General features: G+C 63.0%; 17 protein-coding genes. 2 read left to right on the plus strand and 15 right to left on the minus strand.

Annotated features, from left to right (window positions below; genetic code table 11):
• Positions 1-2 precede the first annotated feature (2 nt).
• From VG99_RS10370 to VG99_RS10420, 12 genes are all read right to left on the minus strand, one after another.
• Positions 3-359 carry a PilZ domain-containing protein gene (locus tag VG99_RS10370; protein WP_044499786.1) on the minus strand — a complete coding sequence of 119 codons (357 nt, stop codon included), beginning with the start codon at positions 357-359 and terminating at the stop codon, positions 3-5.
• A 51-nt stretch (positions 360-410) separates the two neighbouring features.
• Entirely contained in the window at positions 411-1,406 is a 996-nt protein-coding gene (locus tag VG99_RS10375) for a DNA polymerase III subunit delta' (RefSeq protein WP_076939747.1), read from the minus strand.
• Entirely contained in the window at positions 1,399-2,031 is a 633-nt protein-coding gene (gene tmk / locus VG99_RS10380; protein WP_044499787.1) for a dTMP kinase, read from the minus strand. Before tmk ends, VG99_RS10375 begins: the two co-directional genes overlap by 8 nt.
• Positions 2,028-3,095: an endolytic transglycosylase MltG gene (gene mltG / locus VG99_RS10385; protein ID WP_044501588.1), complete on the minus strand. Its 1,068-nt coding sequence runs from the start codon at positions 3,093-3,095 to the stop codon at positions 2,028-2,030. The genes tmk and mltG overlap by 4 nt, the downstream gene beginning before the upstream one ends.
• Before the next feature lie 8 nt (positions 3,096-3,103).
• Positions 3,104-3,949, minus strand: coding sequence for an aminodeoxychorismate lyase (gene pabC / locus VG99_RS10390; RefSeq protein ID WP_239419888.1), 846 nt, complete (start codon positions 3,947-3,949; stop codon positions 3,104-3,106).
• A complete protein-coding gene (gene fabF, locus VG99_RS10395) occupies positions 3,949-5,187 on the minus strand; it encodes a beta-ketoacyl-ACP synthase II (RefSeq protein WP_044499789.1) in 1,239 nt (412 codons plus the stop codon). Before fabF ends, pabC begins: the two co-directional genes overlap by 1 nt.
• A 192-nt stretch (positions 5,188-5,379) precedes the next feature.
• The gene (gene acpP, locus VG99_RS10400; RefSeq protein WP_044499790.1) at positions 5,380-5,616 is read right to left on the minus strand and encodes an acyl carrier protein; all 237 of its coding nucleotides are present in this window, start codon (positions 5,614-5,616) and stop codon (positions 5,380-5,382) included.
• Between the two features lie 172 nt (positions 5,617-5,788).
• Positions 5,789-6,532 (minus strand): 3-oxoacyl-ACP reductase FabG, encoded by a 744-nt coding sequence (gene fabG / locus VG99_RS10405; protein WP_044499792.1) that lies wholly within the window; start codon positions 6,530-6,532, stop codon positions 5,789-5,791.
• Position 6,533: 1 nt separating this feature from the next.
• Complete coding sequence (fabD, locus tag VG99_RS10410) at positions 6,534-7,481, minus strand: ACP S-malonyltransferase (RefSeq protein ID WP_044499793.1); 948 nt, start codon at positions 7,479-7,481, stop codon at positions 6,534-6,536.
• 63 nt (positions 7,482-7,544) lie between these two features.
• Complete coding sequence (gene plsX / locus VG99_RS10415) at positions 7,545-8,567, minus strand: phosphate acyltransferase PlsX (protein WP_076939748.1); 1,023 nt, start codon at positions 8,565-8,567, stop codon at positions 7,545-7,547.
• Positions 8,568-8,570: 3 nt separating this feature from the next.
• Positions 8,571-8,753, minus strand: a complete 183-nt coding sequence (rpmF, locus tag VG99_RS15780; protein ID WP_074778555.1) for a 50S ribosomal protein L32 — start codon at positions 8,751-8,753, stop codon at positions 8,571-8,573.
• A gap of 19 nt (positions 8,754-8,772) precedes the next feature.
• The gene (locus VG99_RS10420; RefSeq protein WP_052508777.1) at positions 8,773-9,159 is read right to left on the minus strand and encodes a YceD family protein; all 387 of its coding nucleotides are present in this window, start codon (positions 9,157-9,159) and stop codon (positions 8,773-8,775) included.
• A 257-nt stretch (positions 9,160-9,416) separates the two neighbouring features.
• Between VG99_RS10420 and VG99_RS10425 the strand changes: the two genes are divergently transcribed.
• A complete protein-coding gene (locus VG99_RS10425; RefSeq protein WP_044499796.1) occupies positions 9,417-9,995 on the plus strand; it encodes a Maf family protein in 579 nt (192 codons plus the stop codon).
• An 8-nt stretch (positions 9,996-10,003) separates the two neighbouring features.
• Here VG99_RS10425 and VG99_RS10430 read toward each other — a convergent pair whose 3' ends face one another.
• The 3 genes from VG99_RS10430 to rluC are packed head-to-tail and all read right to left on the minus strand — an operon-like array spanning position 10,004 to position 12,650.
• Positions 10,004-10,972: a S49 family peptidase gene (locus VG99_RS10430; RefSeq protein ID WP_044501590.1), complete on the minus strand. Its 969-nt coding sequence runs from the start codon at positions 10,970-10,972 to the stop codon at positions 10,004-10,006.
• 33 nt (positions 10,973-11,005) lie between these two features.
• The gene (locus VG99_RS10435) at positions 11,006-11,680 is read right to left on the minus strand and encodes an HAD-IA family hydrolase (protein WP_044499798.1); all 675 of its coding nucleotides are present in this window, start codon (positions 11,678-11,680) and stop codon (positions 11,006-11,008) included.
• A 1-nt stretch (position 11,681) separates the two neighbouring features.
• Positions 11,682-12,650, minus strand: a complete 969-nt coding sequence (gene rluC, locus VG99_RS10440) for a 23S rRNA pseudouridine(955/2504/2580) synthase RluC (protein WP_044501591.1) — start codon at positions 12,648-12,650, stop codon at positions 11,682-11,684.
• 531 nt (positions 12,651-13,181) lie between these two features.
• Here rluC and rne point away from each other — a divergent pair.
• Positions 13,182-16,511, plus strand: a complete 3,330-nt coding sequence (gene rne, locus VG99_RS10445; protein ID WP_076939749.1) for a ribonuclease E — start codon at positions 13,182-13,184, stop codon at positions 16,509-16,511.

Raw genomic sequence — 16,511 nt, forward strand, 5'->3', positions numbered from 1 at the left:
GGTCACATGGTATGGGTCGGGCGGTCGGACTTGAGCGCGCCGGCCAGGTAGGTTTCGATTTTGCTACGGGCGGTATTGTCCTGGTCACTGAACTGCACGCCGATGCCGGCCGCACGGTTGCCTTGGGCACCCCGTGGAGTGATCCAGATGACCTTGCCAGCGACGGGAATCTTCTCCGGCTCCTCCATCAGGTTGAGCAACATGAAGACCTCATCGCCCAGGCGATAGGACTTGTTGGTGGGAATGAACATCCCGCCGTGTTTGACAAAGGGCATGTAGGCCGCATACAGCACTGACTTGTCCTTGATGGTCAGTGAAAGAATGCCGTTGCGGGGTCCTGGCGCAGTCGCAATGCTCATATCGGTGTCCTTGTTTGATACGTCGGCATGGGGGCAGCCCCCGTGACAAGATTAGCGTCTTTCCAGCAGCTGTTTCCACCGGATCAGCAGCGTTTCGATGAACAGCACCCGATTCAGGTTGGCCTTGCCCAGCAGCATGCCGCGATGTTGCAGCAACCAGCTCTGCCAATCGAGCAAGGCGGGCAGCTGCAGATGGCGGGCCATGAAGGGCAGCACCTTGTCCATATCGGCATTGACCGGCACGTCGGCCGCGCCCGTCTTCAGACGCAGCAGGTCCAGGGTCCAGTCACAGAACCAGTCGGCCAGCAGCTCCAGCGGCACGCTGGTCCAGCGCTCGGCCAACTGGGAGGCCGACTGCTGGCTCTTGAGCAGGGCCTTCACGCCCTCCACCACCTGCTCGCGCAGGCTGGCTGCGTCGATGGCCTGCAGGGCTACCGCGCGCAGGGGCGCGCCGCCGGCCATCAGCAACAAGGCCGCGTGCTGCTCGGGACTCAGGTCCGGCAGGCTATGCTGCAACCAGGCCAGCGCCTCGGCATGGCCGGGGGTGATCAACGGCTGCACGCGGCAGCGGCTGCGGATCGTTGGCAGCAGGCGGCTGGGCTGGTCGCTGACCAGCAGCAGATAGGTGTCGGGCGTGGGTTCTTCCAATGACTTGAGCAAGGCGTTGGCGGCGTTGAGGTTCATCGCTTCGGCGGGATGCAGGATGATGACCTTGCGCCCGCCCTGCTGCGCGGTCTGCCCGATGAAGTCGCCAAGCTGGCGGATCGCATCGATACGGATGGCCTTGCCCTGCTCCTCCGGCTCCACTACCAGCCGGTCCGGGTGGCTGCCTGCCTGCTGCAGCAAACAGCTGCGGCACTGACCGCAGGCATGGGAGGCCACCGGTTGCAGGCAGAGCAGATGGGCGGCGAAAGCCTCGGCGAACAGCCGCTTGCCGACACCCGGCAGGCCCGCAAACAGGAAGGCGTGGGCATGGCGACTGCCGGCGGTCAGCGCTTCCCAGGCGGGCATATGCCAGGGGCAGGGCCTGGCCGCGGCATCAGCCATGGTAACGCTCCAGGACCTCGTCGATGACCGGCTGCATGGCCGCGCGTACCGCAGCCAGATCACCACTGGCATCGATAATCCGGTAGCGCTGTGGCTCCGCGGCCGCCCGGGCCAGATAGGTCGCGCGCACGGCCTCGAAGAACGCCTGCTGTTCCCGCTCGAAGCGGTCCAGCTCACTGCGCGCGCGCGCGCGGGCCAAGCCCAGCTCTACCGGCACGTCGAAAATAACGACCAGGTCAGGGCGCAGCTCGCCTTGCACCCAGGTTTCCAGGGCGGCAATTCGCTGCCTATCGATACCGCGGCCGCCGCCCTGATAGGCATAGGTAGCGTCGGTAAAGCGATCACTGATGACCACCCGCCCCTCGTTGAGCGCCGGCCGGATCAGGCCATTGAGGTGCTGGGCCCGAGCGGCGAACATGAGCAACAGCTCGGTATCGGCGTGCATCGGTTCGTCATGCAGGCTCAGCAGCACCTCGCGGATGCGCTCGGCCAGCGGTGTACCGCCCGGCTCACGGGTAAGCAGAGGGTCGCACCCCCTTTCGCTCAGGGCCTGGGCAAAGACCTTGAGGTTGGTGGATTTGCCGGCGCCTTCCGGCCCCTCGAAGGTGATGAACAGTCCACTCATGGTGCCGCCCCGCTGTCTGCTGGCTCCGCCGGCGGCGGGCTGGAACGATAATTGGGTGCCCGGCGCAGGATCTGGAAATGCCGCACGGCTCGGTTGTGCTCCTGCAGGGTCTCGGAAAACACATGGGAGCCATCGCCACGGGCGACAAAATACAGCGACTTGCCGGGCGTCGGGTTGACCGCCGCACGCAACGAATCCCGCCCCGGCATGGCGATCGGCGTAGGCGGCAGGCCATCAATGGTGTAGGTGTTGTAGGGCGTCGGGCGGCGCAGATCACTGCGGCGGATGTTGCCCTGCCAGTCTTCGCCCATGCCGTAGATCACCGTGGGGTCGGTCTGTAGGCGCATGCCCTTCTGCAGGCGGCGGGTGAATACCCCGGCGATCTCGCCCCGCTCATGGGGTACGCCAGTTTCCTTCTCGATGATGGAGGCCAGGATCAGCGCCTCGTAGGGCGTCTCGATCGGCAAGCCCTCGGCACGTTGCGCCCAGGCGGCTTCCAGCTCCTGTTGCATGCGCTGATAGGCGCGCAGCAGGATATCGCGGTCGCTCATGCCCAGGGTGTACTGGTAGGTGTCGGGGAAGAACAGCCCTTCGGGGTGGTCATGCTCCAACTCCAGTTCGGCCATGACCCGGGAGTTGCTCCAGTCATCCGGAAGGCTGTGCTGCAGACGTTCGGCGCTGGCCAGGGCGGTGCGAAACTGGCTGAAACTCCAGCCCTCGACCAGCGTGACGCTGCGCTGCACCACCTCGCCCCGCTGCAGCTGCGACAGCAATTGCCGCACGGGCATGCCGGGCGCGAGGCGGTATTCACCCACCTGCAATATGGTGTCGGGCATCTGCCATTGCCAGTAGCGACGCACCCAGCTGGCCCGCTCGATCACACCTCGCTGCTCCAGGCCAAAGAACACCCGGGCCGGCGTGCTGCCAGGCGGCACATCAAGGGTGTCGGCCACCTCGATCTGCAGGGGCTGGTTCAGGGTCGCGTTCAGGGTGTAATAGCCCCACACGCCGGCGCCAACAAACAAAACCACTGTTAAAACAATGAGTTTCGAAACTATTTTCATGAAAAACTTCAACTCAAGACCTGCTTTGCAAGGGCCTGGATCCGCCGTGTCTGCGTCCCTACTGCCCACTGGTGATCGGCCAGGGCTATCACCGGCCAGACGCCAAACACGCTGTTGCAGCAAAAGATTTCCGTGCTGCGCAGCAATTCATCATGTTTCACCTGGCGCTGCGTCACCGCTTCGCCCTGCTCCGCGAGTTGATCAATCAGGTAGTCCCGCATCACGCCGCGCACACCGCAGTGATCCAGTGCCGGGGTGATCCAGGCATCATCCAGGCGAATGAACAGGTTGCTCATGGTGCCTTCGACCGGATTACCGACCAGATCAAGGACCAACCCCTCCGCATGCACATCATCCTGCCATTCGCTGCGCGCCAGGACCTGCTCCAACCGATTGAGATGTTTGATACCTGCCAGCAGCGGCTGGTTACCCAGGCGCGTGACGCAAGGAAACAGACGGATGCCCTGCTCGGCATTCCGGGCGGGATAGTGAGGCAAGGGGGAGGACTGCAGAATACGTACCGGTTCGGGCCGGGTCGGCATGGCGTAGCCCCGCTGGGAAGCACCCCGGGTTACGGTCAATTTCAGCAACCCCTCGCCGAGCTGGGCCGCCTGCTGCGCGACCTCCTGTTGGATCAGCGCCAGATCCAGCGGGATCCGCAATACCCGAGCGCCCCGGCTCAGGCGGCGAAAGTGGTACTGCGCCAGGGTGGGTTCACCACGGCGCACCAGGATGGTCTCGAACAGGCCGTCACCGTAGGCCAGGCCACGATCCCGGACCGACACCGCGCTGGTCGGCACGCCATTGACCAGGCAATCGGTAACGCAGGGCGTGGCCATCCCGGTGGCGTCCATCAGACTCGGCGGAACACCAGACTGCCGTTGGTACCACCAAAGCCGAAGGAGTTGGAAATCACCACGTCGAGTGGACGGGCCTGGGCCTCCAGCGCGACATAATCGAGATCACAGCCCTCACCCGGGTTTTCCAGGTTAATGGTGGGTGGCGCGGCCTGGTCCCGCAGCGCGAGAATACTGAAGATGGCTTCCACGGCACCGGCCGCACCCAGCAGGTGACCGGTCATGGACTTGGTCGAGCTCATGGCCAGTTTATGGGCATGATCACCAAACACCGAGGCCACCGCACGGGTCTCAGCCAGATCACCAGCCATTGTCGAGGTGCCATGGGCGTTGATGTAACCTACCTCTTCCGGCGCCACGCCGGCGTCGCGCAGGGCATTGCTCATGCACATGGCCGCGCCCCGACCATCTTCCGGCGGTGCTGTCATGTGGTAGCCGTCACCGCTCATACCGAAGCCGATTACCTCGGCATGGATATGGGCACCCCGGGCCTTGGCGTGCTCGTACTCCTCCAGCACCATGGCACCGGCACCATCGGAAAGCACGAAACCGTCGCGCTCGGCATCCCACGGGCGGCTGGCCCGGGTCGGCTCGTCGTTGCGGGTCGACAGTGCGCGAGCGGCGCTGAAACCGCCCAGGCCCAGGCCACTGGTGGCCATTTCAGAGCCGCCGGCGATCATCACTTCCGCTTCACCATAGGCGATATTGCGGGCAGCCATGCCGATACTGTGCGTACCGGTCGTGCAGGCGGTGGTCAGCGCGTAGTTCGGGCCACGCAGGCCATACTGGATCGACAGGTAACCGGCGACCATGTTGACGATCGAGCCGGGCACGAAGAACGGCGAGATCCGGCGCGGACCGCTGTTGAGCAGCAGCTCGTGGTTACGCTCGATATTGGTCAGCCCACCGATGCCCGACCCCATGGAGACGCCGATGCGATCGCGATTGTCGTCGGTGACTTCCAGGCCGGCGTCGTTCATGGCCTGGATGCAGGCGGCGATACCATACTGGATGAACAGATCCAGCTTGCGCGCCTCCTTGGCCGACATGTAAGGCTCGATATCGAAATCGCGGATGGAGCCACCGAAACGGGTGCCGAAGGCACTCACGTCCATATGTTCGATCGGCGCGATGCCGCTCTTGCCTGCCAAAGCGGCCTGCCAGCTGCTTTCAACCGTATTCCCCAGCGGGCTCAACATGCCCAGGCCGGTTACCACGACGCGTCTACGCGACAAGGGAGACTCCTTAATTCAACTCATTCGACAGCGGGCTATTGTCCGCATAAAGGGGCGGCGCGGCAACTGAATGATCATCGCTGCACGTTACTCGCTGTTTCCGAAGACATTCGGCAAAAGGCGCACGAACAAAAAGGCCGCAGCTCTGATATCAGGACTGCGGCCTTTTCGACCTGCAAGCAGACTGCGTGATTACTTCTGGTGAGCGTTCACGTAGTTGATTGCTTCCTGCACGGTGGTGATCTTCTCGGCTTCTTCATCCGGAATCTCGGTCTCGAATTCCTCTTCGAGAGCCATTACCAGCTCAACGGTGTCAAGGGAGTCAGCGCCAAGATCTTCAACAAAGGAAGCACTGTTGGTTACTTCTTCTTCTTTGACGCCGAGCTGCTCGGCAACGATTTTCTTGACGCGTTCTTCGATGGTACTCATACCTTGTTCTCACTCCTGATTTTGCAGTTCCGATAAGCCGGACTGCGGGTAGTTTATAGAAAGAATTCCCGAGATTTCAAGCTGGAAATGCTTCTGTATCAAAATGGCCCGACCCAGAGGGGCCGGAATTCCGCCAGTCTACGCCTTCGAACGCCCTGTGGCGGCCGAAGGATCAACCCATGAACATACCGCCATTCACCGGGATAGTTGCCCCGGTAATGTATCCAGCCGGCTCACCGGCAAGAAACGCTACCACTGCGGCGATCTCTTCAGCCTGACCGAGACGCCCCAGCGGAATCTGTTCGAGCATGACCGAACGCTGGTTGTCGTTCAGCGCACGGGTCATGTCCGTATCGATGAATCCAGGTGCCACCGCGTTCACGGTGATCCCACGCGACCCAACCTCGCGGGCCAGGGCGCGGGCAAAGCCTTCCATGCCGGCCTTGGCTGCAGCATAGTTGGATTGACCGCCGTTGCCCATGCCGGCCACCACGGAACTGATGCAGATGATACGTCCCCAGCGGGCTTTGGTCATGCCCCGCAATACCGCCTTGGACAGACGGTAGACCGAACCCAGGTTGGTATTGATGACATCGTCCCACTCATCATCTTTCATGCGCATAAGCAGATTATCAGCGGTGATACCGGCATTATTGACCAGGATAGCCGGCGCCGCGTAGTCGGCTCCAATGCGCTCGAGCACCGCAGCCACCGACGCCGGATCACGTACATCCAGGGTCATGCCGGTGCCTTTATAACCCGCAGCCGCCAGTTTTTCGGCAATGGATTGGGCGCCGGTATCGCTGGTTGCGGTACCGATCACGGTGGCACCCTGGGCGGCCAGTGCACGGGCAATGGCATGCCCGATTCCACGGCTGGCGCCGGTGACCAGCGCTACTTTTCCTTCCAGGCTCATATCAAACTCCTTCGACTAGGCGGGCGACGGCGTCGGCAAAGCCGTCAACGCTATCCAGATTATGGGTGGCCACGCCCTTGGCGCAGCGCTTGTTCAGACCGGACAGCACCTTGCCAGGGCCGCACTCGACCAGGTCGGTGACACCCTGGGCGGCAATGTATTCGATGCTCTCGACCCAGCGCACCGGACTGTACAGCTGCTCGATCAACTGTTGCCGCAGCCCGTCCAGGTCTGCCGCCGGCCGGGCGGTTACATTCTGTACCAGGGTGATCTGGGGTGCCTGCCAGGCCAGCCCGGCAAAGTCCTGGGCCAGCTGCTCGGCGGCTGGACGCATCAGCGCGCAATGGGACGGCACGCTGACCGGCAGCGCAATGGCGCGCTTGGCACCCGCCGACTTGCAGGCCTCGATGGCGCGCTGCACGGCAGCGGCCTGGCCGGCGATGACTACCTGACCCGGCGCGTTGAAATTGACGGCGCTGACCACGTCGCCCTGGGCTGCTTCAGCGCACAGCTGGATGATCTGCTCGTCAGTCAAGCCGAGGATGGCAGCCATACCGCCCTCACCCTCCGGCACCGCCTGCTGCATCAACTGACCGCGCCGCTCCACCAGCCGCAGCGCATCGGCAAAACCGATGACTTCGGCGGCTACCAGCGCAGAGTACTCGCCGAGACTGTGGCCGGCGACGAATGCCGGACGAACCTCGGTATTGGCTTGCCACAGCCGCCACAAGGCGATGGAGGCGGCCAGGATGGCCGGCTGGGTACGGTCGGTACGGTTCAGCTCGGCGTCCGGGCCGTTCTGGCATAGTTGCCACAGGTCATATCCCAGCGCATCACTGGCTTCGGCGAAGGTTTCGCCCACCAGCCCGTGTTGTTCGGCCAGGCCGGCCAGCATGCCAACCGCCTGGGAACCCTGTCCGGGGAATACGAAAGCGAGGGTTTGAGTCATGCAACCTTCCTCATTGTCATTGAAAGAAATCGTCCGCTTAGGATGACTGGCGGGTCAGCCAGGTCACAATAGCTCATCCCGGCACCGGGCCAGGCGAGCGGCGATACGCCGGGGCATCTGCGAACGGCAGGCCGTTACCGCCTGACTGATTGCCACTTCCAGCGCTTGCTGGTCCGCCTTGCCGTGACTCTTGACTACCACGCCCTGCAGCCCCAGCAGGACCGCCCCATTGTGACGATTGGGGTCGAGGCGCTCCCCCATGGGCTGGAGGGCGCGGCGCAGCAAGGGCGCCATCAGGCGCAGCGCAAAGTTGCTGGACAGTGCCCGCCGCAGCTCAGCCTGCAGGTAGCCGGCCAGACCTTCGCTGGCCTTGACCACCACATTACCGACAAAGCCGTCACAGACCACCACGTCAGCACGATCCTGGAACAATTCGTGACCTTCTATATGGCCTACATAGTTCAAGGTACGACTATCGCGCAGCAATTCGGAGACCTCGCGCACCCGCAGCGATCCCTTGTTGATCTCGCTGCCGATATTGAGCAGCCCGACCCGCGGCCGCTCGATACCACTGAGCTCGGCGACCGCTTCGGAACCCATTACCGCGAACTCGAACAGCTGCCGCGCCGTGCAATCGACATTGGCGCCCAGGTCCAGCATGTGGCACCACCTGCCAGCCGCCGGCAGCGCGGCCATGATCGCCGGCCGCTGGATGCCTTCCACCGTGCCCAGCAGCGTCTTGGCCAGCACCATGAGCGCGCCGGTGTTACCGGCACTCAGGCAACCATCGGCCAAGCCGTCGCGCACCTGCTCGATGACCACGCGCATGGATGCATCCCGCTTGCTGCGCAGTACACTGGCAGGCAGGTCATCGGCGAGGATGGTTTCGGAGGTATGCACGAAGCTGACCCGATCTTCGGGCAGACGGTATTCACGGGACAGGCTGGTCATGGGTTCGGACGAACCGACCAGAACAACATTGAACCCGGGAATCTGCTGGAGACAACGGGCAACGGCGGGGATAATGCAACGGGGACCGAAGTCCCCGCCCATCACATCAATCGCTAAGCGGACTGACGTGGACAAGACTTATTCGTCGTTGTCCTTGTTGACCACCTGACGGCCACGATAGAAGCCGTCCGGGGACACGTGGTGACGGAGATGAGTCTCGCCAGTAGTTTGATCTACGGACAGAGCCGCCGAGGTCAGTGCATCGTGCGAACGACGCATACCACGTGCGGAACGAGACTTTTTGTTCTGCTGTACAGCCATGACTTTAAGCTCCTAAGCTTCAGGTATCACGTTTCAACTTGGCCAACACACTGAAGGGGTTGGGCTTTTCAGCTTCTTCCTCAGGCTCCGCGGTATCAGGCTGGTAGCCCGGCGGGTGCTGACATGTTTCCAACGGATGCATTGGCACTGCCGGCAGAGCCAGCAGGAGTTCATCCTCGATCAGCGCATGCAGATCGAGCGCCTCCTCATCCACAATAACCGGTTCATAGTGCCGGGGCAGATTTTTTGCCGCCTCGTCACTCGTTACAAAACCCACATCACACTCGGTATCCAGCTCGAGCACCACCTGGCTCAGACAGCGTTGGCAAACCTGCGCCACTGCTACCTGGTAATGCCCGTGCATGGCACTGATTCCCTGCTCGTCCCGCACAAATGCGAGCTCCACCTGAACATCTCCAGCAGGAGCGTCAAGCAAGGCGTTGAGACGGGGCATGTTGGCGGTGGGTACAGTCCCTTTCAGAACGACCCCACGGTCAACCAGCCGACGTGGTTCTATGTGTGCAGGTATGGGTCCAGACATAAGCGCGCAATTCTAGGCACCGCGGAGGCCGCTGTCAAAACTATTTGATGAAAAACTGCAGTCCCGGCACGACCGGGCCCGATGCCGCTAGAATAGCCCAATTTCCGCACAAGGACCCCATGATGACCAGTCTGGTTCTCGCCTCCAGCTCGCCCTACCGCCGTGCCCTGCTGGAACGCCTCGGCCTGCCCTTCGTTCATGCCGCACCTGAGGTGGATGAAGCCGTCCTGCCCGGCGAAACACCCGTGCAGCTAACCCTGCGCCTGGCCCTGGGCAAGGCACGCGCCCTGGCAGAGCGCTTCCCCGACCATCTGATCATCGGCTCCGACCAGGTGCTGTTGCTCGATGGCCGCCCGGTCAGCAAACCTGGCCACCACACCGCAGCGCGGGAGCAGTTGCGACGCTGCAGCGGCCGGACCGTAGAATTTACCACCTCGCTTTGCCTGCTCAACAGCGCCACCGGGCAACATCAATTGGCCAGCGAGCCTTTCAGAGTGAGTTTCCGCGAGCTGGATGAGGACAGCATTGAACGCTATCTGCAACGGGAGCAGCCTTATGATTGCGCCGGCAGCTTCAAGATGGAGGGGCTGGGTATATCCCTGTTCAGTGCGTTACAGGGGGATGACCCGCACAGCCTGATCGGACTACCACTGATCAGGCTGTGCGAGATGCTGCGCAACGAGGGCGTCCCGCTGCCTTGATAAAGCTGTTAGCGCAGGGTCGGCGCAGTCAGCCCGAGATGGGTTGCCAGGGTATTGCCTATGCTGGTACCCAACTGCCGGGAGAAGCGCTGGAACGGTGACTCGCGGTGGGTGAAGTCCACCAACTCCTCGGTACCCACCAGATCCCGGGCAACCGCCGAGGCGCTGGACAGGCCGTCGATCAACCCCAACTCCAATGCCTGCTCGCCGGACCAGACCAAGCCACTGAAAAGGTCCGGGTGTTCCTGCAGTCGATCGCCCCGCCCCTGCTTGACCTGATCGATGAACTGCCGATGGGTGGTCTGCAGGACGGTCTGCCAGAATTCCCGCTCATCCTGGCGCTCGGGCTGGAAGGGGTCGAGAAACGCCTTGTGCTCGCCCGCGGTATAGGTACGCCGCTCCACGCCCAGCTTGCCCAGCGTCTCGACAAAGCCGAAGCCGGCGGCAGTCACCCCGATCGAACCGACCAGGCTGGCCTTGTCGGCGTAGATCTCGTCCGCCGCCGCCGCAATATAATAGGCACCGGAAGCACCGATATCGGCGATCACGGCATACAACTTGATCTCCGGATGCAGCGCGCGCAGCCGCTTGATCTCATCGTATACATAGCCGGCCTGCACCGGGCTACCGCCCGGGCTGTTGATGCGCAGCACCACACCGCGGGTCTGTTCGTCCTCGAACGCCCGGCGCAGGCTGGTCACCAGGTTGTCGGCACTGGCTTCCTGTTGATCGGCGATGGTGCCACGCACCTCGATCAGAGCCGTATGCGGCTTGCCGGCCCCACCACCATCGATACTCCCGAACGGTGAGAACAGGAACAGCGCGCCGAACAGGTAAAGAAAGGTCAGACTCTTGAAGAAGATCCCCCAGCGGCGCGAGCGGCGCTGCTCCTGCACCGACGCCAGCAGGGATTTTTCCAGCAGTTCCCAGGCCTTGCGATCTTCCTTTTCTGCCTTGATCTGATTGCGCTCGACCATCGGCCCTTCAGTCCATTGGTTCTGTTCCATCTATCACACCTCTGTGAGTTGGGCATTGCGGAACCGCGGCAACGCCCAGCCATGAAATTCATCAAAGGAATCGACGCAATGCGCCGGCGCGCAGCGCAGCAGCTGGGCCTGGGTCATCGCCCCGTAGGTCACCGCTACCGGGGTCACGCCAGCATTGTGCCCCATGCGGATGTCGAACTCGCTGTCGCCCACCATGCAAGCTTCACCCGGGACAACATCCAGCTCGCCAAGGATTTCCTCGATCATCCGCGGATGAGGCTTGCCGGCGGTCTCATCGGCGCAGCGCGTTACATCGAAATACGTTTCCAGCCCGTGGGTAGCCAGCATCCGGTCCAGACCTCGGCGCCCCTTGCCAGTGGCGACCGCCAGGTGAAAACCGCGGCTACGCAAGTCATCCAGTGCTTCACGCACGCCATCGAACAGCCGTGACGGGCGCTGTTCCAGCGTCAGGTAGTTGTCGGCGTAAGCCTGAATCAACTGCTCCGCCAAGGCAGTGCCGGCAAGTTCGGGGTAGAGCACGACCACCGCGTCCGGCAGCGCCAGGCCGATAATGTCGCGCACCTCGCGCACCGACCGCGGGGGCAACTGCACGTCCACCGCTGCCCGCTGCATGGCGACGACGATATTGTCGATGGAGTCGGCCAGCGTGCCGTCCCAATCGAAGATCAAGGTATTCATGTCACTCCTCTGCCAATCGGCTCAGCGTGCGGTCCCAGACATCGCCAGGCTCAGCAGTGACCTGCAGCTTTCCTTCCGGGAGTTCAGCTGCAAGGGAAACGGCGTGCAAAAACAACCGCTTGCCACCCTTTTCTCGAATGATTCTCGAAAACTCATCATCCCCGTACTTGGGGTCGCCGGCAATCGGGTGGCCGGCGTGGCGAGCATGCACACGAATCTGATGGGTGCGCCCGGTGATGGGCCGCGCCTCCACCAGGGTGGCGAAGTCACCGAACCGGCGAATGACCCGGAACTCGGTCAGTGACTCCTTACCCTCCGGGTTGACCTCCACCATGCGCTCGCCCGAACGCAGATTGTTCTTCAGCAGCGGCGCATGGACCTTCTTTATCGTTGAAGGCCAACGACCCCGCACCAGCGCGAGGTAGCACTTGGTCACACCCTTGCCGGCGCCGTCGCCGCGCAGCTCCGCGTGCAGATGCCGCAGCATGCTGCGTTTCTTGGCGATCATCAGGCAGCCCGAGGTGTCACGGTCCAGGCGGTGCACCAGCTCCAGCTGCTTGAGCTCGGGTCGCAGCTGACGCATCGCCTCGATCACCCCGAAGTCCAGCCCACTGCCGCCATGCACGGCCAGACCAGCAGGCTTGTTGACCACGATCAGCCCCTTGTCCTCGAAGAGGATGCTCTTCTCCAGGGCATTGAGAATGCCCTGCCCCACCAGCGCTGGCTCATCGGGCTGCGGCAGGCGCACGGGCGGGATACGGATACTGTCGCCGGCCTGCAGGCGGTACTCGGGCTTGATCCGCCCCTTGTTCACCCGCACCTCGCCCTTGCGCAGGATGCGATAGATGAGGGTGCGGGGCGCGCCCTTCAAACGGGTCAGCAGATAATTGTCGATTCGCTGGCCGGCCTGGTCTTCGGTGATCAGGTCGGTCTGCACGGCGGCGGAAATAACGGATTCTTCGATTTTCATCGGCGCATGATACATTTTTTCATGCAATTGAAGCACTTGATTAATGCTGCTATAGTCCGACGAGCTGCGCAAAAGGCAGCTGGAAGGCAACAGCGATCGAGGCGATGGCGGTCTTCCCAGAAACACTGATGTAGAGCCTTCGCCAGGCCAAAAACAGCGCCGGCGAACCTCGCTGAAAACATGCTGCAGGCCACAGGCCAGCAGAATATTAACCCGCTCCCCGAAGACGACGAGCGGCACCGATTCAGATGGGCAAGTGATTAGGTGGAGATGCACAGCTTCAGGATGATGTGACGAGCGCTGACACTTGCAATGATGTGTGTCCCCGTCCCAGTCCGGCTGATTCCTCCCTAAAAGAAGTTTCTCTGTACTCGCCATAGACAGACTGAACTGCTGTTGCCCAACGGCACGGCAATTTGAATTCTGAACAAGGGCAAGGTTGGCCCAAGCAGAAACACACGCCTGACACCTAACGGAAGAATCAGGTGCCGTACTCGTGTTCCGGAAGCATTGGATACACAACGGTACTTCATGAAAAGAATGCTGATCAACGCAACTCAGCCCGAAGAGTTGCGCGTAGCGCTGGTAGACGGCCAGAAGCTGTACGACCTGGACATCGAATCCGGCGCCCGCGAACAGAAGAAGTCGAACATCTACAAAGGGCGCATTACCCGCGTCGAACCCAGCCTGGAAGCGGCCTTCGTCGACTTCGGCTCCGAACGACACGGCTTTCTGCCGCTGAAAGAAATCTCCCGCGAATACTTCACCAAGCAGCCTGAAGGCCGCGTCAATATCAAGGAAGTTCTCAAGGAAGGCCAGGAAGTCATCGTCCAGGTCGACAAGGAAGAGCGTGGCAACAAGGGCGCCGCACTGACCACCTTCATCAGCCTGGCCGGTCGCTACCTGGTACTGATGCCGAACAACCCCCGCGCCGGTGGCATTTCCCGTCGTATCGAAGGTGAAGAGCGCAACGAACTGCGCGAAGCCCTGAACAGCCTCAACGTTCCCGCCGACATGGGCATGATTGTCCGCACTGCAGGTTTGGGCCGCAGCGCTGAGGAACTGCAATGGGACCTGGACTACCTGCTGCAACTCTGGGAAGCCATCAAGACCGCCTCCACCGAACGTAACGGTACCTTCCTGATCTACCAGGAAAGCAACGTCATCATCCGCGCCATCCGCGACTACCTGCGCCAGGATATCGGCGAAGTGCTGATCGACAGCGAAACCGTCAAGGAAGAAGCGCTCAACTTCATCAGCCAGGTCATGCCGCAGTACGCGAGCAAGGTCAAGCTGTACGAAGACAGCGTCCCGCTGTTCAACCGTTTCCAGATCGAAAGCCAGATCGAAACCGCCTTCGAGCGTGAAGTGAAGTTGCCCTCCGGCGGCTCGATCGTCATCGACCACACCGAAGCCCTGGTTTCCATCGACATCAACTCGGCGCGTGCCACCAAGGGTGGCGACATCGAGGAAACCGCCCTGCAGACCAACCTGGAAGCGGCTGAGGAAATCGCCCGCCAGCTGCGCCTGCGTGACATCGGCGGCCTCATTGTCATCGACTTCATCGACATGACCCCGGCGAAGAACCAGCGCGCCGTGGAAGAGCGCGTCCGTGAAAGCCTCGAAGCCGACCGTGCCCGCGTCCAGGTCGGTCGCATCTCCCGCTTCGGCCTGCTGGAGATGTCCCGCCAGCGCCTGCGTCCGTCCCTGGGCGAAACCAGCGGCATCGTTTGCCCCCGCTGTAACGGCCGCGGCACCATCCGCGACGTTGAATCGCTGTCGCTGTCGGTACTGCGCCTGATCGAGGAGGAGGCCCTGAAGGACCGGACCGCCGAGGTTCGCGCCCACGTGCCGGTGTCCATCGCTACCTTCCTGCTCAACGAGAAGCGTGACGTGCTGGCGAAGATCGAAGCCCGCACCGAGGTTCGCCTGCTGGTCCTGCCGAACCCGCACATGGACACGCCCCACTTTGACGTACAGCGCCTGCGCGACGACCAGGAAGCGGTACTCAACAGCGAATCCAGTTACACCATGACTGCCGAGGCCGAGCACGAAGAGCCGGTCCAGGTCAGCCAGACCCGCGCTATCGTGCGCCAGGAAGCGGCGGTCAAGACCCTTGCCCACACCCGGCCTGCGCCTACGCCCGCCCCGGCACCGGCGCCGGTCGCCGCCGCCAACAAGGCCATCCAGGAATCCCAGCCGGGTCTGATCAAGAGCCTGATCAAGTCGCTCGTGGGCATGTTTGCCCAGGACAGCCGTCCGGAGGAAGCCAGCGAAAAGCAGACCGCAGCGCCCACCAACCGCAAGCCCGCCAGCGACGACAATCGCTCCGGTGAGCGCCGGAACAACCGCAATCGTCGCCCACGCCCCGAGCGTGACGCCCGCAGCGGTCGCGGTGGCCGCGGTAACGAAGCCGCCGCCGAGCGTAGCGAGAAGCCCCAGCGCAGCGAGCGCAAGCCAAGCGAAGTGGCCGCCGAGCCGGACAATGCTCCGCAGGCTAGCAGCAAGCCAGCAGAAGGCAGCACTACTCGTCGCCGCCGTCGCAGCCCCACTGCGGCTGCCGTCAGCGAGACCAGCGAGCAGCGTTCCGCTACCCCCGAGCAGGTCCAGGCACCCGCCCGCCAGGAGCGTCGCCCACAGCGCCAGGCCGAACAGCCAGCGGTGCAGGAGGAGGAGCTGCCAGTCGAACAGGCCACCGAGCAGCTTGACGGCGATGTCGCCGCCGAGGGTGATCGTCCCAAGCGTCGCTCGCGCAACAGCCAGCGCCGCCGCAACAACCGTCGTAGCCGTCCTGCCCAGGACGAGCAGAACGCCGAGAACCTGGCGGCCAACGGCCAGCCCAGCGACACCGCTGAGTCCGACAAGACCAGCAAGCCGGTGACCGCTGAGCAGCGCGCCAGTGCTGCAGGTGAAGTTGCAGTGCCAGTAGCTGCTGCCGTGGCGGTCACCGAAGCGGTAGCCGCCAGCGAGGGCCACGAGCCGGCAGAGATGATCAACGAGCCCGCTGTCGAGGCCGCCATCCCGGCTACCGAGTCGGTGACTGATGTCAAGCAGCCCGTTGAGGCTGGCCTGACCCAGGCGGTATCCGACATCGAGCAGTCGATCGAGCATGCCGTCGAGGCCTTCAACCAGTCCCAGCGCGAGGACGCCCCGGTACCAGCCGAGGCTGCGCCGGAGCCTGAGGCAGCTGCCGAGCAGCCCGCCGCACCCGAGCCCGTCGAGCCGGTTACCGTTGCCGAGCAGCCCGCTGCGATTGAAGCACCGGTCGAAGCCGAACCAGCTGCTCCGGTTGTTGAAGCCGAGCCCGCCGTGGAAGCTCCGGTAGCTGCCGAACCCGAAGCCCCCAAGGCGGCGGAACTGGAAGAGGCGCCGGCTGCCGAGGCATCAGCACCCGAGCCAGAGCAGGTCGCCGAGCCGGAAGCTGCTCCGCAACCCGCCGAGCAGGCTGAGCCGGTTATTCCTGCCCTGACCGAGAGCGGTCGCGCCTTTAATGACCCGCGCGAAATCCGCAAGCGCCGGCTGGAGGCCAAGCGTCTGGCCGAGCAGGCCGAAGCTGAAGCCAAAGCGCAAGCTGAAGCCCCAGCCCAGGCCCCTGCAGAGCAAGCCAGTGCCCAAGCTGCACCCGCAGCCGCCGAGCCGGTAACCGAAGCCATGGCCGAGGCCCAGGAAGTGATCGAGCAGTTGCCCGAGGCCCAGCCGGCCGAGGACCGGCAATCGACCGAGGCGACCGAGGCCGCCGCGGACACCTCCCTGCCTGACCCGGCAGAAGGCGCGGTACCCGAGCATCCGGCCACCAACGAGCCCGAGCAGCAGGAAGCGCCGGAAGAAAAAGACAATCACCCGGATACACCCAAGGGCTGA

It is taken from the genome of Pseudomonas saudimassiliensis, assembly GCF_000939975.1.
Classification (GTDB): domain Bacteria; phylum Pseudomonadota; class Gammaproteobacteria; order Pseudomonadales; family Pseudomonadaceae; genus Halopseudomonas; species Halopseudomonas saudimassiliensis.